Genomic DNA, 25,450 nt, shown 5'->3' with positions numbered 1-25,450 from the left:
CTCCGTGCGGCGTGGTGCGGGTCGGTCGAGGGCGGGGCTGGTCTAGAAGGGGGGTTCTGACACGGCGGATGGCGGGGTGCCCCAGCCGGACTGGGCGGGCTGGCCGGAGGACCACGGGTCGTTGTTCTGCTGCCGCTGCTGGCCGCCGCTGTTGTTGGCGCGCTGGGCGCGGGTGACCTTCGCGGTCGCGGAGCGCAGGCTCGGGCCGACCTCGTCGACCTCGACCTCGAAGACGGTGCGCTTCTGCCCGTCCTTCTCGTACGAGCGCTGCTGGAGCCGGCCCTGCACGATCACGCGCATTCCCTTGGAGAGGGACTCGGCGCAGTGCTCGGCAGCCTGCCGCCAGACGTTGCACGTGAGGAAGAGGCTCTCGCCGTCCTTCCACTCGTTCGTCTGACGGTCGAAGGTGCGGGGGGTGGACGCGATGCGGAACTTTGCGACCGCCGCACCCGACGGGGTGAAGCGCAGCTCGGGGTCGTCGACGAGATTGCCGACGAGGGTGATCACGGTGTCACCGGCCATGAGATTCCTCAGGAGTGATGAGGGCCCGCTCGGCGCAGACCTTGTGTGCGGGCCGACGTTCGCCGTCCCGGAGGTTGGTGGGCTTCCCGCAATGCCTGCACGGGCTGGCCTGGGTCGCCCAGTGGGAGCGGTCGCCCCAGGCCAGGACCGTCATGCCGCGACCGCGGTCTTACGGCGCGTGTCGTAGATGGCGCGACGCTCGGCAGGAGTGGTAGCGCCCCAGATGCCGTACCTGTACTTGGCGGCGCTGCTTCCCTCGCGGAGGAGCGCTTCCTCGCGGCACGCGTCCTTGATCGGGCACCTGTGACACTCGCGCTTGGCTTCCTCGGCCAAGGCCAGGCCTACACCGCTGGACGAGTTGGGGAAGAACAGCTCGGGGTCTTCCTGGCAGGGGAATTGAGGGCCGTCGGTGGTCATCGGCGGGCCTCCTTCTTGAGGAGCTGCTCGATGTCCCGAAGCCCGCGGCGCCGGTCCTGCCGCGTCCGCCACCGGTCGCTGGTTACGGCGGAGAACACGATGGCTGCGGCGAAGAGGAACATCACCCAGAACAGGACGCCGCTGACGATCAGGAACTCAGTCACCGCGCACCCCCTCCGGCCATACGCTCTTCGTGAGCGCGGCCCGGTTCGCGGCCGGCATCGGCACGACCGGGTAGCCGAGGTAGTCCAGGCCCGCGGCCATGAGGACCACGGCGTCGGCCTGGTTGTCGTCACCGCCGGTCGACCAGTCCGGCCAGCGGCGGGCCACGGCGTCGACCACGGCGGACTTGGTGGCGCTGCCCTTCCCGGTGGCGTACATCATGCGCTGCGACGGGCTCATCAGGGCGACAGGAATGTCCCGCACGGTGAGGCCGCGGTACACCTCCCACCACAGCCATGCCCGTTCGTGGCCGCCGCCGCCGAGGGACCGCAGGGAGGGGCTCTCCAGGACGACGAGGCCCGGCCGGCCGACGGCGAGGATGATGTCGCCGAGAAGTGCGAGGAGGGAGCGGAGGCGCTGTTCGTGCGGCTGGGTGGTGATGCTGTCGCTCTTGTGTCGGGGCTTGTAGCCGACGGTGTCGCACCAGCCGGTGGAGGAGGCGATGCCGGTGGCGGTGAGGCTGGTGTCGAGGCCGATGACCACGGGTGCAGCGGCGGGCATCAGGCCGGGATCGGTGGGGAGAGTGGAGAGGTCAGTCATTGCGGGCGCTCCAGGCGGTGTACGAGAGGACGATGAGGGCGACAGCGACGGCGACCAGGACCAGGACAGCGAGACCGGTCCACGCCTGGTTACTGGTGATGTGCTCGACGAGCCGATGGGTCACGAGGCGACGGCGGCGGGGACGGTCTGCCAGTCCCGGGCCTCGGACGCGAGCTGGTATGCGTCGATGCGGTCCTGCAACTGGCGGATGATCTTGTCACGCTGGCGGAGGTCCCGCCGGAGCCGCTCCACCTCGGGCGTCGGGGCGGCTGGCTGAACGGCCCGGTCGGCGAGCGCGTCGGCCCGGTCGACGAGGCGCCGCAGCCTGGCGATCTCTCGCCGGTACCGTGCGCAGCCGCGCAGCGCCCGGCCGAGACGCTCCGCCTGCCCGACAGCCTCCGACGACCAGTTGCCTTCCCGGATCACGAGGGTGGCGTTCTCGATCCGGGCGACGGTCAGCTGCTTGGCGTGGGCGACCCTGTCGTCACTGATCCGCTCGGCGAGCGCGAAGTGCTGCCGGCTCTCCGCCGTGGTGGCGCCGAGGGCGAGGTTGAGCTGGCGAACCCGATCCTCCAACCAGGCGTTGCGCTCGCGCAGTTCGGCGTTCTGGCGGCGGGTTCTACCGAGCATGGGGGCCTCCCTGGAGGATCTGGTCGGGGGCGAGCAGGTTGAGGGCGCAGGCGATGCCGACCGCGTGGGTGACGTTCACCGCGTTGAGGGCCTCGAAGATGGACCGCAGGTAGGTGCGGACGGTGTGCACGCTGATACCGAGCGAGGTGGCGATTTGACCGGGCTGCTCACCTCGGGCGTGGGCCAGGAGAACCGCGGTCTGCTGGTCGGTCAGGTGCGGCGCCGTCTGGATTCGGGGGCCGGTCACGACGCCACCCCCGCCGGCAAAGGGAGCAGCGGCCACGACCTGTCGATGACCTTGTCCGGCGCTCCGCCCTGTTCCGGCGTGGCTTTGGTCCGGAACCACTCCTGCAACCCGGCCTGCTGTTCTGCCCGCCACGCCTGCTGCGCCCCGTAGAGCCCGGCGGTACCGAGCGCGGAGAGCCACGGGAACTGCTGGAACTGGGCCTCGGCGATGCTGAGCGCGGCGACGGCGTCTGCGTCGGCCGTGTGCCAGCCGGTGACCTCGATGCCGTAGACGTCGGCGGTGGGCTGGAGCTTCCGCCTGCCGGAGCCCTTTCGGTACCGGTCTACGTGCTTGTCGATGACGTGCGGGTCGACCAGTGCGGGCCACTCTGTGGTGAGCCGTTCGCCCATCGGGGCCAGGCCGTTGCGCCGCAGGTCGCGGTCCAGCACGGTCCAGTCGAACGACAGGTTGAACGCGATGACGGGCATGCCGTAGTTGAGGGCGGCCGCGAGTCTGTCGGCGATCTCCTCCAGCGCGACCTTCGGGTCCTGCCCTTCGGCCTCCGCCTTCTCGGTGGTGATGCCGTGGATGGCGGTGGCCTCGTCGGGGATCGGCACGCCGGGGCTGATGAGCCAGTTGTAGGTCTGGTCTGCGCGTCCGCCGCCGCGTACGACGAGGGCTGTGGTGACGATGCGTGCTTCCTGCGGGTCGGGGCCGGTGGTTTCGGTGTCGAAGCCAGCACGGCGGATCTTGTTGAGGTGCACGGGGTCCTCCTCTCGGAGTGGTGGATGATGGGCGGTGCGGGGCCGATCCCGATTCGGGCGAGATCGGCCTCGACCGGACTAGAACGGAACGTGCGCAGCGGCTTCCTGCCGGAACCGCTCCCGGCGGGCTGACGGGCGCGACCACGCGTCACGCGGGGACAGCGGACCACCGAGGCTGTGAATGTGATCGTCGACCGCCAAGTCGACGTTCAGACCAGCCTCGTCGAGGTGCTGTGCGAGCCTGCACGCATGGGCGTGGCGTCCCTCGTCATCCGAGAGCAGCGCATCGGCAATGTGACCGACCACGATGCTGCGCCACGAGGCGTCGACGGTGGGAGGCATGGTCATCGGGCACCACCCGGAACCGCCACCGACGGCCACTCCACCGGCTCGGCGTCGACGAACTCGCCCTCCACCGGTTCCTCCTCCGGCGGCATCGGCATTGACACCGACACCGGGATCGAGGCGGCCGGCCGCTCAGCAGCAACCTCGACCTTCGCCCGAAGCTGCTCCCGCATGTACTCCGCCGACGTCGGCACCCACTTCGTCAACCGGTGCGCCGCCGTCTTCAGCCACATCGCCTCCTCGTGCTGCTGCCACGGCGAGTACTGCGAGTCGGAACCCTTCGACATGGCCCTGGCCTTCGCCACCTGCGCCCGGTTCAGGACCACCACCTTCGACGTGGCGCCGTCCTTCATCACCGCGTAGGCGTACACCAGCCGCAACTCGCCGCGGTCCTCCGCATCCCAGTCGATCTCATGGTCCGGGCGCTCGTCCCTTCCCGGCCGGTAGCGAAAGATGTCGCCGAACCGAACCACCTCGACGATGACGGACGACACCGCGCCCGCCCGGTAGATCAGCTCGATCTCGCCCTGATAGCCGCGGATCCCGGCGATCTCCTCCTGCCGGGTCTTCCCGTTGTAGCGGGGCGTCAGGTAGTACTGCTCCGTCCCCGGCTCCAGGCCCAGGCGAGCAGCCTCCATGAGCGCGCCCATCAGAGCCGCGGGGTTGTTCGCGGCAGCCTTCATCAGCTTGTCGTCGCGGCGAAGCACCGAGACCGCGAGGCGGGCGAACGTGTCCGGCTTGACGTGCGACGGCATGACCGTGGCCAGCTCGCCCTTGTACTGCTCGATGATGGCGGCCGGCCCGGTGTCACGGACGGCGATGGCGTTGGAGACGGTCTGGGCGGTCATGCGGCGGTCCTCCGGGTACGTGCGGGGAGAAGCTGGTAGGTGCGACCTGCGCGGACGGTCCGGGTGGCGACGCGGTCACCGAGGACAGTTGCCCGCCGGCCCGTGCCGATGGCGTCCAACAGCTCGCCCTTGCAAGCGGTGACCTCGTCCTCAGCCGCCCAGAAGGCGTCCTGGGCAGCGTGGAACCTGTCGCGAAGCTGCGGGTCGATCTCGACGTCGATGTCCTCCAAGCCCTCCGGCAAGGCCCGGAGAACCTGGTACGTCGCGCTGTGCCCGTCGATCGAGGGTCGCTCGTTCTCCCGCACGGTCCGCATGAACTCGGCGGCTGCGGCGCGCATGGCCAAGGCGTCGGCCGCGTCGTACTCGACGAGGTACTCGCGGTAGTCCGCGCCGGCGATCAGCACCGCCACGTGGCAGCGTCGTACGCCGAGCACGTCGAGATACCAGATGCACTGCGCTCGGTACCAGACCGGGATCTGATCTGTTCCCTCTTCGCCCCATCCCTCGTCGTCGCGGGACGTCTTGGCCTCCAGTAGCTCCAGCTCGCCCGCCGGGCCGCGGAGCAACCGGTCCGGGTTGGCGATCTGCTCCGGCCGCATGGCTGAGCGGAACGTGGGGGAGAGGTCGACACTCCACTCGGGATGAAGTTCGGCGAACTCGGCGCAGATGGTGGGCTCGTGTTTGGTGCCCCACCTCATGACGGGGGTCTCTTCGATGTGCCCGGCGAGCCCTTGCTTGCGGTGCCACAAGGAGAAAGCCGACTCGAACGGGCTGAGGCCCATGACGGCGGCGATCTCGCTGCCGCCGATGCCGTTCGCGCGGGCGGCGTGCCACTCGGGCGAGCCGGGGGCGAACATGCCGATGGCTTCCGGGCCAGCCTCAGGCATTACGGCGGTCACGACTCCCCGCCCGTCCGCTGCCGCGGCAGCCACCCCCGCGAGTCCCGCGCCGAGCACAACCCGGTGCAGCAGTGCGCCATGTGCTCGTACCAGCGACGCAGGAACCAGACCAACATCCCGACTGACAGCACCACGCCGACCGCGACGATCAGCAACTCCCAACGGTCCGCGCTCACGACGCCACCGCCGCACGCCACTTCTCCAACGCGTTCGAGTAAGACGCACTGTCGTCCGTGCACCATTCGCACGGCGCCGTCCGGCCAGTGAGGTGCTCACACAGCAACTGCGTCTCGGCCTCGTCCGCACGGTCCGGGTGCACCTCGGCGGCATACATCAGGATGATCGCGAAAGCGACACCGTCGACCGTGAACGACAGCATCTGTGTCGTCCGGCCCGTCCTTGTGTTGGTCCACGGGTCGTACTTCCTGGCGCCGAGCTTCTCCGCCAGCCTGGCGCCGGCGCCGGCCGGGGCATCCCAGTAGGTGCCCTGCGCCTGCCCGGACGCGGCCAGGATTGACCAGGTGGCGATCGGCAGGTCGTGGTGGGTGGCGAGGAGCTTCGCGAGTGCTCGGGAGACGTGGAGTTGCGGGTGGGGGGTAGAGTCGGCTCTCATGGCCTGCCTCCTTGTTGTGTGGATGGTTGGGCCGTAGGGGTCGCCTTGGAATGGCCTCCAACGGCGGCCCCGGCCGAAAGGTCTAGGCGGCGATGGACTGCCGCGTCGGCGCTTCGGTCGACCGGGCGCTCAGATCGGCGTTCACCCGGGCCATGGCCGGGGCGAGGATCGGCCGGAGCTCGGCGACTACCTCCGCGCTCGGCGGCGGTGCTGCGGCAGCCCGGCGGCGAATCTCAGCCAAAAGCTGCGGGCCCAGCAACCGAAGGTGGTCGGCAGGCGTCATGCGGCTTCCTCCACGTCGTCCAGAAGCTCCGAGACGCTGATGTCGTACGCCCGCGCGATCCGCTGCAGGCGGCCGACACGGGGCTCTCGGGTGCCGCGGAGGTACCGGGAGATGGAGCCCTGATCGAGGCCAGTGCGCTTGGTGATCGTGGCGACGGTCTGGCCTGCGGTGATGCGGGCGAAGTTGCGCTGGAAGGTCGTGCTGCTCATGGGTCACCCCCTCGCGTCATGCTCAAGAGCATCATGCTCTCGGGAATGACGCTAGACCTCGTCATGCTCGAAAGCAAGACGATCGGCGGATTCCGTATTGCGCGAAGGGGGCGCGACGAGAACGGCCGGGTCTGCCCGGCGTGCGCCCTGGAGTGAGCTTGAGTGGCTTGACCAGTACTGTTGCTCTTGAGCATGACCGGTGACATCACTCGTGATGCTCGCTAGCATCACACTCATGGACGGAATCCACGTGAACACGACACCTGCGGAGCAGTCGCCCTTGAAGCGACTCGGCTCCCTCGTGCGCCGCCTCGCCATCAACGCCGGCTACGAACTCGACCGCGTCAACAGCGGCGCCGTACTCCGACTCGCCCGCGATGCCGGCATGTCCCAGACCTCGCTGAGTAAGCTGCTGGCAGGCACCCGCATGCCCGACGCCAAGTACCTCGCCGGTCTCGCAGCCGCTATCGGCGCCGACCCCATCGACCTCTTTGTTGAAGCGGAAATTCTTCCTGCGCGTACCAGGTCCCAACCTGAGCACAACGCAGTAGCATCACCATCTATCACTCCTGACGCCGTGGCAGACAGTTGGGGGGTAGACGAGTTCGGCCGCGAGATGGTACACGCGATGTTCGAACGCCTCACCCGTCACCCCGAAACCAACGAAGCCACCCCCGGGAGCGCAGCGGCAGACGGCTGACTCCAGGGGGTCACATTGCAGGAGCGTACGAAGGCCAGCCTCATAGCAGCATCCGCCGCCACCGCGTCCGCCGCACTCCACGCGACGGGGACCGAGGAAGCCGCCGTCCTCATCGGCATGGCCGGAATCGTAGGCAGCGCCGCCACAGGGATCCGAGGCTGGCTCAAACGGCTCGAAACCCGCCTCACCGACACCACCGCCGAGCGCCGACAACTCGACGATGAAATCGCACGCTGCCAGGTCGCCCACGCCGGCAACCAGACCCTGAAAGAGCGGCTCATCGCCGGAGCGGCAGTCGAACACGCCGCCCGCGAACAACGACTCGCCGACGCCATCACCGCAATCAGGCAGGAGTTCGAGGACCGTCGGGCCGCCGAACTCGTCGAGGCTTTCGAAGCCGGCGCCCGCTGGGAGCGCAACCGCCAGAACGGCGACGACGCCACCACCAACGGCAACCTGATCTTCCTCAGCCAGCGGCGGACCGACACCAAACACGCTACGAGCCGCTAGTCACCACTTCGAGCCCGCGTTCACGCGTCCTCCTCGACACGAACCCCGGTTCCCCCGCAAACGTCAGCACCACCCGCTCAGTCAACGGCAACTGCCGGCCCTTCCCCCCGGGGCGGATGTCGATGTTGACCACCAAGCGCAGCAGATGCCTGCGCTGAGGCAACAACAACTCCTTGTTCCAAACCTGCGCGATCCGATCCACCGGCTGCCCTACCAACAACGTCAGCAGCGGGTCCGACGTCGCTGTCATCCGCGCCATCTCAGCCTCCTCCGCCGCGATCAGCGGCAGCAGCCGCTGCTCGGCCTCAGCGAGAGACTGGATCGTCAGCTCCGGCACACCGTTCTCATCAAACGTACCCGCCATCCGCCGCGCATCCTTCAACTGCTGCTGCATCGCCGCTGCGCGGCCCCGCGCCCGACCAAGCGCGGCCTCATCCTGAAGCGGGCGAAACGCTGCCGCCGCAGCCGAGGACCCCAGCCACTCGAAGACCGACGCCTCGACGAGTGCCTCCGCCTGCTCGGCGATCACCATCGCATGGCAGCGACCATCCGAGCACCGATAGCGCACCTTCCCACTCAACATCGCCGCCCGAACAGCCGAGTACGGCAGGGCCCTCCCCTCGGCCCTGCACCGCGGGCATTCCGCGATCCCAGACAACAGATGACGAGCCTTCCCATCCCGCTCGATGCGCCGTTCTGGAGCGCCGAGGATCTCCTGCACTGCGGCGAAGACCCCCTCGTCAACGATCCCCTCCCATTGGCACTCATCCATCTCCTGGCCCCGGTGCATCCGCACGCCGACGTAGGAGCGGTTCTGCAGCAGCACACGGACGCTAGGAGGCTGAGCCGTCGGCACGTACCTGCGATACAGCGCCAGGAGCGCCAGGATGCTCTCGCCTGCGGCGGCCTTGGCGAAGAGCTCGCGGACCACGGGGGCGTGCTTGGGGTGAGGGAACTGCCCCAGCAGGTGCCCGTCATCCGGGTCGTAGCGGCGCTGGAAGCCGAAGGGCACTTTCCCGTGCGGTGCGCCCCGTCGAGCCGCAAGCCGGGTCGTCCTCTCCGCGCGTGCGATCGTCGCCTCGGCCTCCTCCTCCGCCTGTAGGGCGTCACGCGTGAACTCTTTGCGGTCCGGCGCGTGCCGCATGTCGAAGACGCGGCCGTCGTAACAGAGGAGCACACCGGTGTCCTCACACAGCTGCCTGAGCTTCAGCGCGGTGTCCAGGTTCCGTGCGGTGCGGGAGCGTTCGGCGTAGACGACCACGTCGATGAGGCCGGCCTCGATGTCGCTGAGGAGCTGCTCGAAGTGCTCGCGGGCCTTCTTTGCCCGGCGGCTCGCGGAACGGTCGCGGTCTTCGTAGTAGCCGACGATGCGCCAGCCGTGTTCCTGGCATTCGGTCTCGGCTTCGGCGAACTGGTCCTTGATGGACCGGCCGCGGCGCTTGGGGTCGACGCTGGCGCGTCCATAGAGCGCTGCGCGGAGTGCCGCGCGCTGGCGGGGGAGGGTGCGGGCGTTCATGGCCCAATGCTAGGGAGGCGCACCCACATTGGGTACACCTTTAACAACGTTTGTCGTGCGAGATGTTCCACGCGTAGGCGCCCGCCATCGAGAACAGCACCCGGTCCGCCGTCCGCAGACCCGCGGCCGCCGGTGCGGCGTGCGCCAGGACGTCCTTCGGGGTGCAGAGCTGGCCGGCCAGGCTCGCCCGGCCGGCCCGTACGGCGGGCCGCGGCCACGGGTGCGGCCACTCCTCGACCGCCAGCACCGAGAACGGCTGGTCGTGCCCCCGGGTGGCCGGGGTGCGCAGGTGGTGGGTGCCGCCGAGGACGACGGCGAAGTCCTCGCCGTGGCTGTGCTTCACGTCCAGCACCTCGGTCGCGTACCAGCCGCAGTAGGCGGTCAGCGCCCGACCCGGCTCGATCCGCAGGGTCAGGCCGGGGTGGCGGTCCAGCAGCCCGGCCAGCCCGCCGCCGAAGGCCGTCCAGTCGAATCTGGCGGCCGGATCGGCGTAGTCGACGGCCATGCCGCCGCCCACGTTGACCTCCTCCAGCGCGAACCCGTGCCGGTCGGCCAGCCCGGCCGACCAGTCGACGATCTGCCCGGCGACGGCCAGCTGCTCCGCCGCCGCCAGCCCGCTGGCCAGATGGGCGTGCACCCCGCGCAGCCGCATCCGGCGCCCGAGCGGCCCGGACAGCAGCCGGACGCACGCCTCGGCGCGGTCCGGGTCCAGCCCGAACGGCGTCGGGCGCCCGCCCATGGCGAGGGCGACCGAGTCCAGCGCGCCCGACGCCACCGGGAGGTTCACCCGCAGCAGCACGTCCACCACGGCCTGTGGCCGGTCGGCCAGCACGGCGGCCAGCCGGTGCAGCTCCTGCTCGCTCTCGACGTGCCAGCGGTGCACCCCGGCACCGACCACGGCCGCGATCTCGGCGGGCGTCTTGCCCGGCCCGCCGAAGGCCAGCGGGGCGTCCGGCACGGCCTGCCGCACATGGGCCAACTCGCCGCCGCTCGACACCTCGTACCCGTCCACCGACCCGCGCAGCGCGGCCAGCACGGGTGCCTCCGGGTTGGCCTTGGCGGCGTAGTACAGCTCGACCTGCCGGGGCAGCGCCGCCCGGACCTCGGCGGCGTGCGCGCGCAGGGCGGCGAGGTCGTAGACGTACGCGGGCAGCGCCTCCGAGGCGAGGCCGGCCACGTGTCGGCGTACGGGTCCGGTGGCGGTCATCGCAGGCCTCCGGCCGGGGTGAGCGGGCGGGCCGGCCCGGTCGGCAGCCGGGCGGCCTCCGCGAGCACGGCTCCGGCCAGCGGGGACGGCAGCCGGACGTACCCGGCCGCGCGGTCGGCCTTGCGCTCCCAGCGGGTGAGCAGATTGGCCTTGGCCGGCAGCGGCACCCCGGCGAGCAGCGCGCGCAGCCGGGGCGGGCGGCCGTGGGCGTCCGCGTACGCCTCCAGGGTGTGCCGGACGGCCGCCCAGAGCGCGCATTCGGCGGCGGGGTGGCGGTCGGCGAGGGCGGCGAGCAGCTCGGCGACGTGGTTGACCAGCAGGCAGTACACCACCCGGTCCCAGCCGCGCTCCGCGTCGTACGCCATCGGGCCGGCCACCTCGGGCGGCAGCGCGGCCAGCGCGGCGGCGTTCTGTTCGGGGACGAGCTTGGTGCCCTCCAGGTCGCGGAGGAGCACCTGGGTGGGCCACCCGGCCGCGTCCACGCCGATCAGCACGTTCTGCAGGTGCGGCTCCAGGACCACGCCGTGGTCGAAGTAGGCGGCGAGCACCGGCGGGACGAGCAGCCGCAGATAGGCGGTCCACCAGTCGAGGGCCTGCCGGGCGTCCGTGTCCGGCCCGAGCAGCCGTCCGATCTGCGCGGAGCTGGTCGGGTGCTCGTCGGCGACGGCGGCCGCCAGCAGCGGGGTGGCGCCGGGCCGCAGCACGCCCGCGAAGCCCTCGCGGACGATCAGGCCGAAGCCCTCGTACAGCGCGGCGTCCGGGCGGCCGTCGGCGCCGGGCAGGGCGAGGGTGCGGAAGGCCGGTTCGCGCAGCATCGCGGCGTCGGGGAAGCGGGCGGCCAGGTCGGCGAGCGCCGGGGCCAGCAGCCGGGTGAGCGCGACCGCGCCGGTCAGCTCGTAGGCGGCGTTCTTGCGCAGGCAGTTGGTGATCCGGACGTTGAGGCTGAACTTCAGGAAGGCGCCGGCGCCGTGCAGGGTGCGCACCGAGGCGGTGGCGGTGAACGGCTCGCCGCCCGGTCCGAGGTCCAGGATGTCGCCGTCGGCCAGTGCGCCGCGCAACAGCGGGTGGTCGTCGAGGAGTTGGTACTGCCAGGGGTGGGCGGGCAGCAGCCGGTAGCCGGCGGGCACCTCGCGCAGGCCGTCCAGCAGCGCGGTGGCGGATTCGTCCAGGGACTCCTCGGCGATCAGCTCCTCGCGTACCGCGAGATGGCGCAGCCGGAACGCGGCCCTGGACTCCGGTGCGTAGGACCGCCAGTCGCCGCGCTCGGCGGAGCGCGACTTGGGTGCGGGGTGGAAGCGGTGGCCGAACAGCAGGGCCTGCTCGGACTCCAGGTAGCGGTCCGGCCCGGGGGCCGGGCGGGCGGTCAGCCCGGCCAGTACTCCCGCATGGCTCGACGCCAGCTGGTCGAGGAACTCCTCGTTCGCCGTGCCGGTGCGCAGCTCCAGCTCGTCCTGGACGTACCCGGCGAGCTCGCGCCAGGTCAACTCAGCCCATCCGTCGGGGCGTTCCTCCTCGACCGGGCCGGTGAACCGGTGGGCACCCAGCAGCGAGGTGCGGCGCAGTGCGACCCGCAGCAGGGCGCCGCGCCGGGGCAGCCGGACCAGCAGCCGGCCGTCGGTGGCGGCGGTCTGGTGCTCGGGCCCGGAGACCTCGCGCAGCAGGCAGTTGAGCAGGGTGTGCGCCACCGCCCGGTCGGCGGAGGGCAGGCCGTCGGCGTCCAGCCCGTCGGCGCCCAGGCCCTCGGGCGGCAGACCGGGGGTCGTCGGCGAGGGTTCGGCCGGTGCCGCCTCGGCCGGTGCCGCTTCGGCGGGCGGGGCGAGGGTCGTCGGCTCGTGGGCGGTCGGCTGGCGGGTCATCGGCGACTCCAACGCTGGCGGGACGCGGAACGGGAAGGCTGGTGCGGTGGCCGCGAGTGCGGCCAGGAGTGCGGCGGCGGTGCCGACCAGCACGGGGGCGGCGGCGCCGAAGCGGTCGTTGGCCAGCGCCGCGACGGCGCCGGCGGCCACGGCGCCGCCCTTGGAGATGAATTCGAGGGTGCCGAACATCCGCCCCGGTGCCCGGCCGCGTGCCGCCTCGGCGGCCAGGACGGAGAGGGCGACCAGTCCGAGGGTGAGTCCGGCGCCGAGCAGCAGCCGGGCCAGGACGAACACCGGCAGGGAGTACGCGACGGCGTGCCCGGCCAGGCCGAGCGCGACGAAGCCGAAGCCGAGCGCGATCCCGGTGTGCGGGCGGTCGAGGAGGGCGGAGTGGGTGCGGGCGGCGAACGCCAGGTAGCACAGGTGCGGCAGGGCGAACAGCACGCCGGCGGTGGTGCCGGAGACCCCGGGGAGGCGTTGCCCGGCCAGTGATATCAGGTAGGGGAAGGAGATGACGGTGGCGAAGACGAAGGCGAACTCGTAGCCGAGGAGCGCCCGAAGGGGCGCCGCCTCGACGTCGGGGCGCCCGGCCTCGGTGTGCTCGGCCTCGGCGTGCCCGGCTTCGGGGTGCCCGGCCGCCGACGGGTCGGGAGCGGCGGGCCGGCCCGGTTCCGGTAGCAGTGCGAGCAGGGCGGCGGCGGCCAGCGGCAGCACGGCCATCACCAGGTACTGCCGGTGCGGGTCGATCCACGGCGACAACACGCCGACCAGGATCGGCGCCGCCACCAGCGCGGCCCGGGCGCTGCCCTGCATCAGGGTGAGCGCGCGGGACAGCCGGGAGCCGTCGAGCGCGGCCGCGAGGTAGCCGTTGGTGGCGGCGAAGGTGCCGCCGAGGAACCCCTGGAGGACCAGGGCGAGGGTGAACGCGGGCAGGCTGTCGGCGGCGCCGGCCAGCAGGAAGGAGACGGTGAGCCCGAGTTGGGCGCGCAGCAGCAGCCGCTTGCGGCCGAACCGGTCGGCGAGGCGCCCCCAGAGCGGGGCGCCGAGGGCGCTGAACACCGTCGGCACGATGTAGAGCACGCCCGCCCAGCGGCCGTGCGGATCGCCGAGCGCGGGCAGGATGGCGGTCAGGTAGGGCGGGAGGCCGAGCGCGGCGAAGGAGGCGACGAAGTAGCAGGCGGCGACGGCGTGCACCTGGCGGCGGCCGAGCCCGCCGGAGCGGGCGGTGTCGTGGCCGGAGGGCTGCGCCAGGGCGTTCACCGTCACCGCGCGAGCCCCGTCGGACCTTCCGCCAGCAGGTAGTTGGGCCCGCTGGTGTAGTGCTTGTTGATGTCGGCCGCGCCCGAGCGCTGTTTGCTGAGCAGGGTGCCGGCGGTGACCATCGCCTTGACCGGAAGCCGCTCTGCGTCCAGCAGTCCGGTTCGCAGCGGCTCGCCCGCCGGGCCGATCCGCTCGACGGCCTCGGTCAGCCGCTTGCGCAACAGGCCGAGGGTGTCGGTGAGTTCGGCCCGCCCGTGGTCGGCGAGGCCGAACGCCAGGGCGCCGGTGCAGAGATGGCCGGTGATGGTGGTGAAGAGGTCGGTCAGCGGCCGGTCCTCCTCGCCGAGGATCCGCGCGTCGTCGAACGCGTCCGGTCCGGGGGCGAGTTCACCCAGGGCGGCGGCGAGCCGGGCGGTGTGCACCCGCGGGCCGTCGTCGTCCTTGTAGAGCAGTCGCAGGCCGCCGTCCTCGTCCAGGACGAGCGAGGTGTTCTGCTGGTGGGACTCCAGGGCGATGCCGTACCCGAACAGCGTGGTCTGCCAGTCGAGCAGCAGCTCCAGCAGGGCGTCGTACAGGGCGACCGGGTCCCCGCCGTGGAACCGGTCGGCGAGGTGGTCGAGGACGAGCCGGCCGCCGGGCGCGGGGGCCAGCAGGGCGGCCAGCGGGACGGTGACCGCCCGGTCCAGGCCGGCGGGGTGGCGGCGGAGCAGGACGGCGAGCAGCTCGTGGCCGGCGTGCGCCCAGGTCTGTTCGTCGGCGTGCAGGATCCGGTCGGCGAAGCGCGGCTCGCAGGCCAGGACGGCTTCGACCAGCCGCTGTCCGGCCGCGCCGTCGCGCAGGGTTCCGGGCTTGATGGTGCGGCGGTTGAGCCGGCCCAGGGTGGCGGTGGCGAGCGGGAGTTTGAGATGGCAGGCGGGGTCGTCGGCGACCGCGACGGTGCGCATCGAGAGGGTGGGGACGACGGTCAGGTACGGGCGGTCGGCGAGGACGGCGCGTCCCTCCAGCCCGGTGGCGCGCAGGGCCTCGGCCAGCGGGGATCCGGCCGGCGGGGATCCGGCCTGTGGGCGGCCGGCCGGCGGGGAGTCGGCCCGAGGGGAGTCGGCCCGAGAGGTCTCGCCCGGTGGCGCCGCCAAGGTGAGCGGGTGGACCGGCAGGGTGGCCCAGGCGGCGTCGCCGCCCTCCAGGTCGAGGCCGAGCCGGCTCGGGGTGGGCCACCAGCTGGGCAGCGGCGGCTCGCCGTGCCGGGTGACGGAGCCGACCGGGACGGCGAGCCAGCGCAGCTCGAAGGCAGGGTGGAACTCGGGTGCGTGGCTTCTCAGTTGCGCCTCGGTGAGGCCGGAGCGGCCGCGTGCGGTGGGGTAGACCGGGTGGTCCAGGTAGGCGGCGAGGGTGTCGTGGCCGAGGGCGGCGGCCGGCCCGGTCCAGTAGGCCGGGTCCGCGCCGTACAGGTCGGTGAGCGCGGTGTGCACCTCGCCCCGGACGCGGTCGTGCAGCTCCATGGTGGCGAGGGTCTGCCGGCACTCCTCGGTGAAGGCGCCCCAGCCCGGCCGGTCCTCGGGGTCGGCAAGGCCGGTGAGGGCCGCCAGGATGCCGTCGAGACCGGTGACCGGGCGGCCGGACAGCTCCACCAGCGGCAGGCGGGCGGCGTACTCGCTCTGGAAGCCCTCCTCCACGACGGGCAGCGCGAGGGCGGCGCCGGCCGGGTCGAGGGCGATCCAGCGGCCGTCCGCGCGCTCCTGGAGTCGGCCGCGGGTGCGCAGTCCGAGCACGTCCTCGCGCAGCAGCGCGGAGAGGACCCTGAGCGTCAACTGCTCGGCGGCGCTCACGGGGTGATCTCCCAGGTGTTGGCGGCGGTGAAGCGGGCGACGGAGGCGTCCACGGCGGCCTGGTCGGTGCCGACGGCCCAGATCACACCGAGGTAGTCCCGGTTGGTGCGGTAGTGCTCGTGGCGTTCGCCGACCGTGCGCAGCGGGCGGTAGGCGAGCCGGACACCGTCGCGCTGCTCGTCGTACGGGCCGGGGGCGGCGGTGAGGGTGCCCGCTCGGTCGGCGCAGACGGCCTGGTTGCGGGCCCGGCGGCCGACGGCGGCACAGCGTTCGGTGAGGTCCTCGGGCAGCGGGCGGCCGAGGTGGACGGCGAGGATGTGCTCGAACAGCGGGATGTCGAGGAGCTCGGCCAGCATCAGGTCGCACTGGTCGCCGATGGCGCGGTAGTTGACCTCGATGAGGCGGGCCCGGCCGTCCGGCTGGAGCACGAACTCGGTGTGGCAGGCCCCGAGTCCGACGCCGAGCGCGTCGAGCTGGCCGAGGACCTGGTCGAGGACGGCCTGCGGGTGGCCGGGGAGGAACTCCAGGGCCTCCTCGATGAAGTGCGGGGGAGGGGAGAGCGTGGTCCGGAAGCCGCCGAGGACATGGCGGCGGCGGCCGTCGCCGAGCGTCTCCAGGGTGTACAGCCGCCCGTCCAGGAACTCCTCGACGACCAGGGTCGCGCCGGCCCGGCGGTGCTGGATCTCCCGGCAGCGGAGCGCCAGTTCCGCGGCGTCGGCGACCAGTGTGACGTCCTCGCTGGCGACGCCCTCGCGCGGCTTGACGACGCAGGGGAACGGCGGGTCCAGCTCGGCCGGGTCCTGACCGGGGGCCAGTTCGGCGGACCAGACGGCGTCCGCCCCGGCCGCGGTGAGGTGCCGGCGGAGCTGGCCCTTGTCCTTGGCCCGCAGGGCGGCCTTCCAGTCCTTGGCCGGAAGCCCGAAGTACTCGGCGGCCAGGGCGGTCTGGGTCTGGAGGTGGTCGCTGTTGCTGAACACCGCGTCGGGGGTGTGGTGGCGGGAGACCAGGCTGACCACCTCGCGGAAGTCCCGCACCTCGCACTCCAGCACCTCGGGCGCGAAATCCCGGCCCGCGTAGGCGCGTCGGTGGAGGTCCGGACAGTCGGTGAGCACGGTGACATCGAGGCCGAGCCGGGCGGCCGCGGGCAGGAAGCCGTCGGTGACCGAGTCGGTCGGGTTCAGGGCAAGCAGGTACAGCCGCATGGTGGTGTCCTCTGCGAGGTGGGACAGGGGCGGGCCCGGATGGGGGGCGGGCCGGCGCCGCGATGCCCACCCCCCTCCAGCGACTACTACTTGGGCGCGTCGACGCCCGCGGCCTTGGCGATGTCGACGAGCATCGCGTCGGCGGCCTGCACGCCGATGCCGGACATCCAGGTCTCGTCCGGCACGGTGAAGACCTTGTTGTTCCTGACGGCGTTCAGGCCCTTCCAGACCGAGGTGCCCTGGACCTCGCTCTGCTTGGTCTTGGTCGGGTCGTCGGCCACGGTGACGAACACCAGGTCGGCGTCGGCCTGGTTGATCTGCTCGGCGCCGACCTCCAGCATCGACTGGTCGACGTCCTGCGAGGCCGGGCGGCCCAGGCCGGCATCCTTCAGCACGACACCGCTGAACGACTGCTTCTGGTACAGCCGGGTCGGGCCGGCCACGAAGCGGACCACCGAGGCGGTCGGCGCGCCGCCGCCGTTCTTCGCCCTGATCGCCTCGCCGAGCCTGGCCGCGCGGGCCTCGTAGTCGGCCAGCGCCTTCCCGGCCTCGGCCTCCTTGCCCAGGGCCTTGGCGTAGAGCGCGAGGTTCTCCTTCCACGGGAACCCGGTGGTCTCGGCGAGTACGGTCGGCGCGATGGCGTTGAGCTTGTCGTAGACCTTGGCGTGCCGGACCTTGGAGGACAGGATCAGATCGGGCTTGAGGGAGGCGATCAGCTCCAGGTTCGGCTCGTTCATCGGGCCGACGTCCTTGGTGTCCTTGATCTTGTCCTTGAGGTAGTTCGGGAACCCGCCCTCGGTCTTCATGTGCGGGGACACCGCGCCGAGGGGGGTGATGCCCAGCAGGGTGACATCGTCCAGCTCGCCGCTGTCCAGGACGACGACGCGCTTGGGCTGGGCCTTGATCTCGGCGGTGCCCGCGGCGTGGGCGACGCTGCGCGGGAACCCGGCGGCGGATCCGGCGGAGGCGGCGGAGTCGCCGGGCTTGGCGTCCCCGCTGCCGCCGCTGCTGCCGCAGGCGGCCAGCAGCGTGCTGGAGAGGGTGACGGCGAGCAGGGCGACGGGGATCCTGCGGGCGCGGGCGGAGCGGGTCATGACGGGTTCCTTGTCTCGGGTGGGGGAGCCGATACCGGGTGGGCGGGACTCGGGGTGAGTGGGGTGGAAGCGGGCTGAGGGGCCGGGGCCGCCGGGGTCAGGCGGTGGCGTGCCGCCGTGCCCGGGCTCGCGGGACGACCAGCGGCGTACCGGTCTCCGGGTCGGGCACGACCAGGCAGGGCACCTGGAAGACGGCCTCCACCAGTTCGGCCGTCAGCACCTCGGCGGGCGGTCCGGCGGCGGCCAGCCGGCCGTCCTTGAGGACGACCAGGTGGTCGGCGTAGCGGGCCGCCTGGCCGAGGTCGTGCAGCACCATCACGACGGTGCGCCCGGCCTCGGCGTGCAGGTCGGCGACCAGGTCCAGGACGTCCAGCTGGTGGCGCAGGTCCAGGAAGGTGGTCGGCTCGTCGAGCAGCAGCAACTCGGTGTCCTGGGCGAGTGCCAGCGCGATCCAGGCGCGCTGGCGCTGGCCGCCGGAGAGCCGGTCCACCTGCTGGTCGCGCAGCTCGGCGGTGCCGGTGCGGGCCAGCGCGTCCTGGACGGCGGCCTGGTCGGCCTTCGACCACGGGCTGAGCATCCGCTGGTGGGGGAATCGGCCCAGCCGGACCAGTGACTCGACGGTGATCGCCTCGGGCGTGACGGGCTGCTGGGGCAGCAGGCCCATCCGCTTGGCGAGGGCCCGGGCGGGCATCCGGTGGATGTCGGAGCCGTCCAGGGTGACGGTGCCGGCGGCCGGGCCGAGCAGCCGGACCAGTCCGCGCAGCAGGGTGGACTTGCCGCAGGCGTTCGGGCCGACGATCGCGGTGACGGCGCCGCCGGGCAGTTCCAGGTCGAGGCCGTCCACGACCACCCGGTTGCCGTAGCGCAGGTCCAGGCCGTGGGCGGCGAGGCGGTTGCCCGCCGGTGCGGTGGAAGGGGCGGTCATCGGTTGCTCCTCTGGGGCAGCCGGCCCTGGCGGATCATCAGCACCAGGAGCCAGGGCGCGCCGAGGGTGGCGGTGACGGCACCGACCGGCAGCCCGTGGACGGGGATCACATGGAGGACGAGCAGGTCGGAGGAGAGCAGCAGGACGGCTCCGGTGAGCGCGGTGAGGCCGAGCGTGCCGAGGGTGGGCGGGCCGGCCAGCAGCCGGACCAGGTGCGGTACGGCGAGTGCCACGAACGCGACCGGTCCGGTGAGCGCGGCGGCCAGGGAGGCCAGGGTGATGGTGAGCAGCAGCAGCCGGAGCCGCTCGCGGCCGGGGTTCAGCCCGAGCCCGCCGGCCGAGTCGTCGCCGAGGTCGAGCACGGAGATCCGGTGCCGGCAGAGCAGGACGGCCACCATGCCGAGCCCGATGGCGGTGCCGCCGATCCAGACCTCGGTCCAGTTCCGCCCGTACAGCGAGCCGGTGGTCCACTGCATCGCGGAGGAGGCCAGCTCGGCCGGGAACCGGACGATCATCAGGTTCACGGCGGCCGCCAGGCCCTGCTGCACCGCCAGGCCGACCAGCACCAGGCGGGTGACGGCCATCCGGGAGCGCCAGGCGAAGGCGCCGAGCAGCAGGGCGGCCAGCAGGCCGCCGCCGAGTGCGGCGAGCGGGATGAGCTGTTGGGAGGCGCCGGTGGCGAGCGTCAGCACCGCGCCGAAGGACGCGCCGCCGGTGACGCCGACGGTGTCGGGGGAGGCCAGCGGGTTGCGGAAGAGCCGCTGGAGCATCGAGCCGGCCACCGCCAGGCCCGCGCCCGCGATCAGTGCCGAGACCACCCGGGGCGCTCGGAACTCCTGGACGACCAGGACGTTCCCGGCGTCGCCGAGGCCGGCCAGCGCGCGCAGCGCGTCCCAGGCGGACATCTCGACCTGGCCGGTCCCGAGCGCGACTCCGGTCAGCAGCACGAGCAGGGCGGCGGCGGCCGCCGACCAGAGCGCGGTCCGGGCCCGGGCCCGGTGGCGGGCCGGTCGGCGGGCCCGGGTGGGGGCGGTGCCGGCGGCCGGTGTGATGGCGGTGGCGGAGCCGCCGGAGTCGACCGGGTTCACGGCGGTGGACGGGCCGGTGGCGTCGGCGGAGCTCATCGGGCCACCTTTCGGGCCAGCAGTGCGAGCAGCGGCGCGCCGAGGAAGGCCGTCACGATGCCGACCTCGACCTCGGAGGGCCGGGCCACCACGCGGCCGAGGACATCGGCGGCGAGCAGCAGCAGCGGACCGGCGACCAGACAGCCCGGCAGCAGCCAGCGGTGGTCGTTGCCGAGCAGCGGACGGACCAGGTGGGGAGCGGCAAGACCGATGAAGGCGACCGGTCCGGCGACCGCGACGGCGCCGCCCGCCAGCAGCACGACGGCCAGGCCGCCGACCACCCGGATCCGGGCCACCGGCACGCCGAGCGACTGCGCGGCCTCGTCGCCGAGCGCGAGCGCGTTGAGCGAGGGCGAGACGGCGAAGGCGGCGATCAACCCGATCACCAGGAACGGCAGGACGGGCGTGAGGGTGTCCAGATGGCGCCCGGCGATCGACCCGGCCAGCCAGAACCGGGCCTCGTCCAGGGTGCGGTGGCTGGCCAGCATCAGCGCGGACGTCCAGGAGGTGAGCACCACCGTGAGGACGGTGCCGCCGAGCGCGAGCCGGACGGGGTCCAGGTCGCCGCCGTGCCGGGACATGGCGTACGCCGCGACGGCCGCGACGGCCGCCCCGGCGACGGCGAACCAGATGTACTCGACCGGACGGGTGAGCCCGAAGGCGTAGATCGCCGCGACCACAGCGAAGCTCGCACCCGCGTTGATGCCGAGGGTGATCGGCGAGGCCAGCGGGTTGCGGGTGACGCCCTGGGCGACCGCCCCGGCGACGCCGAGCGCCGCCCCGACCGCGAGGCCGATGATCGTCCGCGGGACCCGAAGGCCGGTCACCACGTCGGCGTCGCCGTGGTGTTCGGTACCGGCCAGGGCGTGGACCACCGTGGACAGCGGGATGGGTCGGGAGCCGAGCGCAAGGCTCAGTGCGGCGCACAGCACCAGGGCGCAGACTCCGGCGGCCAGCAGCGCAGGCCGCCGTACCGCCGGGGGTCGGAGCGCCGCCGGGGCCGTGGGGGCCGGCGGTTCGATTCTCAGCACGGAATGAGATCTTAGGTTAGGCAACCCTTACCCGGTCAAGTCCGGGTGTTTCCGGTCCGGACCACCCGCTGACGGACTATAAGGTGAGCCTCACCTTATTCCATCTCGGGAGTGCCGATGATCTCGGGAGTACCCCTGCCCGCGCCGCCCGCGCCGGTGCCGCCCTGCCCCGCGGAGTCCGTCCGCGCCGACTACGAGCAGCTGCTCGGCCGCTGCCCCGTGCTCCGGGTGCGCCTCCTCGGCGATCGCGACCTCGATCCGTCGAGCTGCCAAGGCTGGTACTCGGCAGTCGAATTGAGCAGTCTGCCGGAGGCACTGGAGGCCGCCCTCGCCGGCGAGGCCGCCCGGATCGCCGCCGAACACGGCAGGGATCCGCGACCGCACGTCACCGCCTCCCGGCTGCTGCACCACTACCTCTGGACCGCCTGCGCCCTCCTCGCCGGCCCCTGGTTCCTGGCCGGCCGGGTCCCGGTGATCGACCCCGCGGACATCTGGCTGCACGCCCCCACGGGCGACTTCGCCCTGCGCCCGCGCGGCCACGTCTCGCTGCCCGGCGACATCCCGCTGTCCGGCGAGGACGAGCTCCGGGCCGAACTGCGCGCCGCCGTCGTCAGCCACGCCGAACCGCTGCTCACCGCCTTCGCCACCGCCACCCGGCGCGGCACACGGGCGCTGTGGGGCATGGTGACGGACGATCTGGCCTCCGCCGTCTGGTACCTCGGCCGGATGCTCGGCGAGGAGGACGCCTCCGTGGCCGCCGCCGAGGCCGTCCTGCCCGGCGGGACCCTCCCGCTCCCCGGCTCCGCCGACTTCCGCCGGCTCACCGGCTCCGACGGCACGGCCCACCACACCCGCACCCGCCTCGGCTGCTGCCTGTACTACGCCATCCGCCCGGACTCCGCCTGCCTCACCTGCCCGCGGACCTCCGACGAGGAGCGGCTGCTCCGCCTGGAACAGCCGGCGGTGTGACGGCGGCCGCAGCCTCTTGCGTACCCCGCCCCCCTGAAGCCGGGCCTGGTCTCCCCGGTCCGGTGGGGCTACGCTCCCCGGCGTGATCAATTCGACGACGCGGGTGCGGATCGCGCGCCCCTCCAGGGACCTCGCCGCCGCCGAGCGGTTCTACGTCAACGGCCTCGGGCTGGACATCCTCTGGCGCACCACCGAGCGCGTCTCCGGTGAGCACGACCTGCTCATGGTCGGACCGCCCGGCGGCGCCTGGCACTTCGAGCTCACCCACGACCCGGAACGGCCGCTGGAGCCCACCCCGACCGTCGACGACCTCTTCGTGGTCTACCTGGGCGCCCCCGTCGACGACGCCCTGGTCGACCGGCTGGTGGCGGCCGGCGGCACCCGGGTGGCGGCGCACAACCCGTACTGGGACGAACACGGCGTCACCGTGGCCGACCCGGACGGGTACCTCCTGGTGCTGTGCAGCCGCACCTGGGGCGCCTGAGACGGCGGTCCACCGGCGTGACGGGGCGGGCGGGCCTTCTCATGGGCGGATCCCTGACGTACTGTCACTCACTGCCGGTGCGTCGGGCCCCCGTAGGGCGGCGTCCACACCGTGAACCCCTGAGCCTGCGCGCACCGCGCCGACGGCGCGCGCCCCGGCTGCCCCGAGCGGGCCACCACCACAGCGGAAGAGAGACGGCCATGACCACCGTGCGCGGAACATCCGTGGACCTCCCCACGCCGGACGGCACCGCCGACGCCTACCTGGCCCACCCGGACGACGGCGGCCGGTACCCCGGCGTCCTGCTCTACATGAACGCGTTCGGGCTGCGCCCCTCCCTGGAGGCGGCGGCACGGCGGATCGCGGCGGCCGGGTACACGGTGCTGGCACCCAACGTCCTGTACCGCCACGGGCGCGCACCGCTGATCGAGCTGCCCGAGCTCATCAGCCCCGCCACCGACCCGACGATCTTCGAGCGCCTCGGTCCGATGATGGACGCGCTCACCCCCGGGCTCGCGATGCGCGACGCCGGCGCGTACCTCCGCTGGCTGGCCGACTCCCCGCTGACCACCGAGGGCCCGGTGGGCATCACCGGCTACTGCCTCGGCGCCGGGCTGGCCCTGCGGACGGCGGGCACCTACCCGGACCGCGTCGCCGCCGCGGCCGGCTTCCACGGCAGCCACCTGGCGAGCGAGGAGGCGGACAGCCCGCATCTGCTCGCGGACCGGATCACCGCCGAGCTGTACTTCGGCCACGCCGACCAGGACCGGTCGATGCCCCCGGAGCAGATCGACCGCCTGGACAAGGCGCTCACCGAGGCGGGCGTGCGCCACACCTGCGAGGTCTACGAGGGCGCCCGCCACGGCTTCACCCAGACCGACACCGCCCCGTACGACGAGGCGGCGACCGACCGGCACTGGGTGGCGCTGATGGCACTGCTGAAGCGCGCGCTCTAGGGCTTGTCGGTGCAGTGCGTCCGTTGCGGGGCTCTCGGGCCGGGGCCTCCGTCCCTGGGCCTCCGCCCCGGGTTCCCGGTCCGTTCCGGCCGACCTCGTGGCCGGTGGCCGCCGCCGATCGCGGGGGCGGGTACCGGCGCGGTACGGCGGGACTTCTATGCTGCCGTGATGATCAAGCCGATCGAACTGGTGATATTCGACTGCGACGGGGTGCTGGTCGACAGCGAGCGCATCGCGGCACGCGTCCAGGTCGCCCTGGGCGCGGAGTTGGGCTGGCCGCTGACCGAGGGCGAGGTGGTCGAGCGGTTCATCGGGCGGTCCACCGCCTCCATCGCCGAACAGGTCGCCGCCCGGCTGGGTGCCGAGACGGCGGTGCTCTGGGGGAGGCGGTTCGAGCAGCTCCACCGTGAAGCGGTGGACGAGGGGTTGCGACCCGTGGCGGGCCTGCCGGAGGCGCTCGCCGGGATCGCCCTGCCGACCTGTGTGGCGTCCAGCGGATCCCACGAGAAGATGCGGCACACGCTCGGGCGCACCGGGCTGTACGGGCACTTCGAGGGCCGCATCTACAGCGCGACGGAGGTCGACCGGGGCAAGCCGGCGCCCGACCTGTTCCTGTACGCCGCCGAGCGGATGGGCGTCGACCCGGCCGCGTGCGCGGTGGTGGAGGACAGCCGCCCGGGTGTGCGGGCCGCCCGGGCCGCCGGGATGCGGGCCTTCGGCTACGGCGGGGGGCTGACCCCGGCCGAGCGGCTCGAAGGGCCCGCCACCGTGGTCTTCCACGACATGCGCGAACTGCCCGCGCTCATCGGCGGCTCGGGGCGGTAGCGGCGCCGCCGTGTTGATCCGTTCGAGCTGATCCCGCGCGGCCGTCGGGCCTCCTGCGCCGAGGAAATGCGGTGCCGGTTGTCACACCTCCGCGCTACCGTGCCGCCATGACGGAATTCGTACTCGTAGCAGGTGCGTGGCTCGGATCCTGGGCGTGGGACGAGGTCGTGCCCGAGCTGCGGGCGGCCGGCCACGGCGCCCATGCGCTGACGCTCTCGGGCCTCGCGGAGCGGCAGGGCCAGCCGGCCGGCCAGCAGACCCATGTCCAGGACATCGTCGACGAGATAGCGCGCCTCGACCTGCGCGACGTCGTGCTGGTCGGGCACAGCTACGCGGGCATCCCGGTGGGGCAGGCCGCCGAGCGGATCGGCGACCGCCTGCGCCGCATCGTGTTCGTGGACTCCAACGTCCCGGCCGACGGCGAGTCCTTCGTCTCGGCCTGGCCGGAGGGCCGGTCGATGGTGGAGGGGTCGATCGCCGCGAACGGCGGCTTCTGGGCGCCCCTGACCGCCGCCGACTTCGCGGGACAGGGCCTCACCGACGAGCAGATCGACCGGATCACGGCCGGCTCGACGCCCCACCCGGGCGCCACGCTGACCGAGCCGTCCGTCCTGCGGCGCCCGCTCGGTGAACTCCCGGCGACGTACCTCAAGTGCGTGCTCGACGGCCCGGAGCCGATGGAGGCGGTCGCCGAGCTGCTGAAGAGCGAGCACTGGGAGCTTGCCGAACTGGGCACCGGTCACTGGCCGATGTTCTCCGAGCCGCGGGAGCTGGCCCGGATCCTGCTCCGGTCGGCCGCCGCGCAGCCCGCCGCGTAGCCGGTCCGACCGTGGACACGACGCGCGCCGACCGACAACTCCGGCTGATCGCCGAGGCCGTGGAGGTCGCCGGGGCCCTCGGGGTGGCGCTGTGGCTCCGCGGAGGGTGGGCCGTGGACTTCTACCTCGGCGAGACCACCCGCGACCACGCGGACATCGACTGGTTCCTCTGGGCGGACGACGCCGGAGGCTTGGCGGACGGCCTGCTGCGGCGCGGCTACCGGCAGGTGCCGGGGCCGCCGGCCGAGCTCCAGCTGGACTTCACCAAGGACGGGCTGGAGAGCAGCTTCACGCTTCTGAAGCGGGATCCGGCCGGCCGTGTGGTGGTCGCGGGAGGCCCCTGGGCCGGTACGCCCTGGCCCGAGGGAATGCTCGACTCCGGGCCCGGCCGGATCGGTGGCCTGCAGTGCGCGATCGTCAGCCCGCACGTCCAGATCGAGATCAAGCGGATGATGCCGGTCTGGGATCCCGCCCGCCCGCGGCGGACCAAGGACGCCGAGGACATCGCCCGGCTGGAGGCGGCCCTTCAGGCACGGGGTTTCAGGCAGGGGGTTTCAGGCACGGAGTTTCAGGCACGGGGTTTCAGGCAGGGGGTGCGACGGCCTGAGGTCGACGGCCTGAGGGCATGA

General features: G+C 72.7%; 33 protein-coding genes and 1 pseudogene. 9 read left to right on the top strand and 25 right to left on the bottom strand.

The window, feature by feature from the left end:
* Window positions 1–42 precede the first annotated feature (42 nt).
* The 15 genes from ACGFZP_RS12805 to ACGFZP_RS12735 form a co-directional block, all read right to left on the bottom strand.
* Window positions 43–522 carry a single-stranded DNA-binding protein gene (locus ACGFZP_RS12805; RefSeq protein WP_392931530.1) on the bottom strand — a complete coding sequence of 160 codons (480 nt, stop codon included), beginning with the start codon at window positions 520–522 and terminating at the stop codon, window positions 43–45.
* Window positions 523–672: 150 nt separating this feature from the next.
* Window positions 673–939, bottom strand: a complete 267-nt coding sequence (locus ACGFZP_RS12800; protein WP_392931529.1) for a WhiB family transcriptional regulator — start codon at window positions 937–939, stop codon at window positions 673–675.
* Window positions 936–1,103, bottom strand: a complete 168-nt coding sequence (locus ACGFZP_RS12795; RefSeq protein ID WP_392931527.1) for a hypothetical protein — start codon at window positions 1,101–1,103, stop codon at window positions 936–938. The genes ACGFZP_RS12800 and ACGFZP_RS12795 overlap by 4 nt, the downstream gene beginning before the upstream one ends.
* Window positions 1,096–1,701, bottom strand: coding sequence for a hypothetical protein (locus ACGFZP_RS12790; protein ID WP_392931526.1), 606 nt, complete (start codon window positions 1,699–1,701; stop codon window positions 1,096–1,098). Before ACGFZP_RS12790 ends, ACGFZP_RS12795 begins: the two co-directional genes overlap by 8 nt.
* Window positions 1,694–1,825, bottom strand: coding sequence for a hypothetical protein (locus ACGFZP_RS12785; RefSeq protein ID WP_392931524.1), 132 nt, complete (start codon window positions 1,823–1,825; stop codon window positions 1,694–1,696). Before ACGFZP_RS12785 ends, ACGFZP_RS12790 begins: the two co-directional genes overlap by 8 nt.
* Window positions 1,822–2,331 carry a hypothetical protein gene (locus ACGFZP_RS12780; protein ID WP_392931522.1) on the bottom strand — a complete coding sequence of 170 codons (510 nt, stop codon included), beginning with the start codon at window positions 2,329–2,331 and terminating at the stop codon, window positions 1,822–1,824. The genes ACGFZP_RS12785 and ACGFZP_RS12780 overlap by 4 nt, the downstream gene beginning before the upstream one ends.
* Window positions 2,321–2,578, bottom strand: a complete 258-nt coding sequence (locus tag ACGFZP_RS12775; RefSeq protein WP_392931520.1) for a helix-turn-helix transcriptional regulator — start codon at window positions 2,576–2,578, stop codon at window positions 2,321–2,323. The genes ACGFZP_RS12780 and ACGFZP_RS12775 overlap by 11 nt, the downstream gene beginning before the upstream one ends.
* A complete protein-coding gene (locus ACGFZP_RS12770) occupies window positions 2,575–3,321 on the bottom strand; it encodes an exonuclease domain-containing protein (protein ID WP_392931518.1) in 747 nt (248 codons plus the stop codon). Before ACGFZP_RS12770 ends, ACGFZP_RS12775 begins: the two co-directional genes overlap by 4 nt.
* Window positions 3,322–3,399: 78 nt before the next feature.
* The gene (locus ACGFZP_RS12765; RefSeq protein ID WP_392931516.1) at window positions 3,400–3,669 is read right to left on the bottom strand and encodes a hypothetical protein; all 270 of its coding nucleotides are present in this window, start codon (window positions 3,667–3,669) and stop codon (window positions 3,400–3,402) included.
* On the bottom strand, window positions 3,666–4,514 hold the full coding sequence (locus ACGFZP_RS12760; protein WP_392931514.1) for a recombinase RecT: 849 nt from the start codon (window positions 4,512–4,514) through the stop codon (window positions 3,666–3,668). Before ACGFZP_RS12760 ends, ACGFZP_RS12765 begins: the two co-directional genes overlap by 4 nt.
* Window positions 4,511–5,413: a YqaJ viral recombinase family protein gene (locus tag ACGFZP_RS12755; RefSeq protein ID WP_392931512.1), complete on the bottom strand. Its 903-nt coding sequence runs from the start codon at window positions 5,411–5,413 to the stop codon at window positions 4,511–4,513. The genes ACGFZP_RS12760 and ACGFZP_RS12755 overlap by 4 nt, the downstream gene beginning before the upstream one ends.
* Window positions 5,410–5,589, bottom strand: coding sequence for a hypothetical protein (locus tag ACGFZP_RS12750; protein ID WP_392931511.1), 180 nt, complete (start codon window positions 5,587–5,589; stop codon window positions 5,410–5,412). The genes ACGFZP_RS12755 and ACGFZP_RS12750 overlap by 4 nt, the downstream gene beginning before the upstream one ends.
* Window positions 5,586–6,026: a hypothetical protein gene (locus ACGFZP_RS12745; protein WP_392931509.1), complete on the bottom strand. Its 441-nt coding sequence runs from the start codon at window positions 6,024–6,026 to the stop codon at window positions 5,586–5,588. Before ACGFZP_RS12745 ends, ACGFZP_RS12750 begins: the two co-directional genes overlap by 4 nt.
* Window positions 6,027–6,108: 82 nt before the next feature.
* Window positions 6,109–6,309 carry a hypothetical protein gene (locus ACGFZP_RS12740; protein ID WP_392931507.1) on the bottom strand — a complete coding sequence of 67 codons (201 nt, stop codon included), beginning with the start codon at window positions 6,307–6,309 and terminating at the stop codon, window positions 6,109–6,111.
* Window positions 6,306–6,518, bottom strand: a complete 213-nt coding sequence (locus ACGFZP_RS12735) for a helix-turn-helix domain-containing protein (RefSeq protein WP_392931506.1) — start codon at window positions 6,516–6,518, stop codon at window positions 6,306–6,308. Before ACGFZP_RS12735 ends, ACGFZP_RS12740 begins: the two co-directional genes overlap by 4 nt.
* A gap of 18 nt (window positions 6,519–6,536) precedes the next feature.
* Here ACGFZP_RS12735 and ACGFZP_RS12730 point away from each other — a divergent pair, with 18 nt between their 5' ends.
* The 3 genes from ACGFZP_RS12730 (at window position 6,537) to ACGFZP_RS12720 (ending at window position 7,728) form a co-directional block, all read left to right on the top strand.
* Window positions 6,537–6,674: a hypothetical protein gene (locus tag ACGFZP_RS12730; protein ID WP_392931504.1), complete on the top strand. Its 138-nt coding sequence runs from the start codon at window positions 6,537–6,539 to the stop codon at window positions 6,672–6,674.
* Window positions 6,675–6,753: 79 nt separating this feature from the next.
* Window positions 6,754–7,218, top strand: a complete 465-nt coding sequence (locus ACGFZP_RS12725) for a helix-turn-helix domain-containing protein (RefSeq protein ID WP_392931502.1) — start codon at window positions 6,754–6,756, stop codon at window positions 7,216–7,218.
* A 15-nt stretch (window positions 7,219–7,233) separates the two neighbouring features.
* Window positions 7,234–7,728, top strand: coding sequence for a hypothetical protein (locus tag ACGFZP_RS12720; protein WP_392931500.1), 495 nt, complete (start codon window positions 7,234–7,236; stop codon window positions 7,726–7,728).
* Here the strand turns inward: ACGFZP_RS12720 and ACGFZP_RS12715 are convergent.
* From ACGFZP_RS12715 to ACGFZP_RS12670, 10 genes and pseudogenes are all read right to left on the bottom strand, one after another.
* Window positions 7,715–9,244, bottom strand: coding sequence for a recombinase family protein (locus tag ACGFZP_RS12715; RefSeq protein WP_392931499.1), 1,530 nt, complete (start codon window positions 9,242–9,244; stop codon window positions 7,715–7,717). The genes ACGFZP_RS12720 and ACGFZP_RS12715 overlap by 14 nt on opposite strands.
* Window positions 9,245–9,284: 40 nt before the next feature.
* Window positions 9,285–10,451, bottom strand: a complete 1,167-nt coding sequence (locus tag ACGFZP_RS12710) for a type III PLP-dependent enzyme (protein WP_392931497.1) — start codon at window positions 10,449–10,451, stop codon at window positions 9,285–9,287.
* Window positions 10,448–12,202: an IucA/IucC family protein gene (locus tag ACGFZP_RS12705; RefSeq protein WP_392932234.1), complete on the bottom strand. Its 1,755-nt coding sequence runs from the start codon at window positions 12,200–12,202 to the stop codon at window positions 10,448–10,450. The genes ACGFZP_RS12710 and ACGFZP_RS12705 overlap by 4 nt, the downstream gene beginning before the upstream one ends.
* 669 nt (window positions 12,203–12,871) lie before the next feature.
* A pseudogene (locus ACGFZP_RS12700) lies at window positions 12,872–13,501 on the bottom strand (MFS transporter); the annotation flags it as partial.
* Between the two features lie 68 nt (window positions 13,502–13,569).
* Complete coding sequence (locus ACGFZP_RS12695; RefSeq protein WP_392931495.1) at window positions 13,570–15,393, bottom strand: IucA/IucC family protein; 1,824 nt, start codon at window positions 15,391–15,393, stop codon at window positions 13,570–13,572.
* Window positions 15,390–16,595 (bottom strand): acetyl-CoA carboxylase biotin carboxylase subunit family protein, encoded by a 1,206-nt coding sequence (locus ACGFZP_RS12690; RefSeq protein WP_392931493.1) that lies wholly within the window; start codon window positions 16,593–16,595, stop codon window positions 15,390–15,392. Before ACGFZP_RS12690 ends, ACGFZP_RS12695 begins: the two co-directional genes overlap by 4 nt.
* An 86-nt stretch (window positions 16,596–16,681) precedes the next feature.
* Window positions 16,682–17,689, bottom strand: coding sequence for an ABC transporter substrate-binding protein (locus tag ACGFZP_RS12685; protein WP_392931491.1), 1,008 nt, complete (start codon window positions 17,687–17,689; stop codon window positions 16,682–16,684).
* 97 nt (window positions 17,690–17,786) lie between these two features.
* Window positions 17,787–18,614 (bottom strand): ABC transporter ATP-binding protein, encoded by an 828-nt coding sequence (locus ACGFZP_RS12680; RefSeq protein WP_392931489.1) that lies wholly within the window; start codon window positions 18,612–18,614, stop codon window positions 17,787–17,789.
* Complete coding sequence (locus tag ACGFZP_RS12675) at window positions 18,611–19,738, bottom strand: FecCD family ABC transporter permease (RefSeq protein ID WP_392931488.1); 1,128 nt, start codon at window positions 19,736–19,738, stop codon at window positions 18,611–18,613. Before ACGFZP_RS12675 ends, ACGFZP_RS12680 begins: the two co-directional genes overlap by 4 nt.
* A complete protein-coding gene (locus ACGFZP_RS12670) occupies window positions 19,735–20,697 on the bottom strand; it encodes a FecCD family ABC transporter permease (protein ID WP_392932232.1) in 963 nt (320 codons plus the stop codon). Before ACGFZP_RS12670 ends, ACGFZP_RS12675 begins: the two co-directional genes overlap by 4 nt.
* A 189-nt stretch (window positions 20,698–20,886) precedes the next feature.
* Between ACGFZP_RS12670 and ACGFZP_RS12665 the strand changes: the two genes are divergently transcribed.
* The 6 genes from ACGFZP_RS12665 to ACGFZP_RS12640 all read left to right on the top strand — a co-directional run bounded on the left by ACGFZP_RS12665 (window position 20,887) and on the right by ACGFZP_RS12640 (window position 25,450).
* Complete coding sequence (locus ACGFZP_RS12665; protein ID WP_392931486.1) at window positions 20,887–21,738, top strand: iron-sulfur protein; 852 nt, start codon at window positions 20,887–20,889, stop codon at window positions 21,736–21,738.
* A gap of 82 nt (window positions 21,739–21,820) precedes the next feature.
* Window positions 21,821–22,222: a VOC family protein gene (locus ACGFZP_RS12660; RefSeq protein ID WP_392931484.1), complete on the top strand. Its 402-nt coding sequence runs from the start codon at window positions 21,821–21,823 to the stop codon at window positions 22,220–22,222.
* A gap of 200 nt (window positions 22,223–22,422) precedes the next feature.
* Window positions 22,423–23,178, top strand: a complete 756-nt coding sequence (locus tag ACGFZP_RS12655) for a dienelactone hydrolase family protein (RefSeq protein WP_392931483.1) — start codon at window positions 22,423–22,425, stop codon at window positions 23,176–23,178.
* A 168-nt stretch (window positions 23,179–23,346) separates the two neighbouring features.
* Window positions 23,347–24,003: an HAD family hydrolase gene (locus ACGFZP_RS12650; protein WP_392931481.1), complete on the top strand. Its 657-nt coding sequence runs from the start codon at window positions 23,347–23,349 to the stop codon at window positions 24,001–24,003.
* 107 nt (window positions 24,004–24,110) lie between these two features.
* On the top strand, window positions 24,111–24,821 hold the full coding sequence (locus tag ACGFZP_RS12645) for an alpha/beta fold hydrolase (RefSeq protein WP_392931479.1): 711 nt from the start codon (window positions 24,111–24,113) through the stop codon (window positions 24,819–24,821).
* Between the two features lie 11 nt (window positions 24,822–24,832).
* Window positions 24,833–25,450 (top strand): nucleotidyltransferase domain-containing protein, encoded by a 618-nt coding sequence (locus tag ACGFZP_RS12640; protein WP_392931477.1) that lies wholly within the window; start codon window positions 24,833–24,835, stop codon window positions 25,448–25,450.

The organism is Kitasatospora sp. NPDC048239, from assembly GCF_043202015.1.
Taxonomy (GTDB): domain Bacteria; phylum Actinomycetota; class Actinomycetes; order Streptomycetales; family Streptomycetaceae; genus Kitasatospora.
Note: the sequence above shows the minus strand (reverse complement) of the source record. Positions and strands in the feature narration are given on the sequence as shown.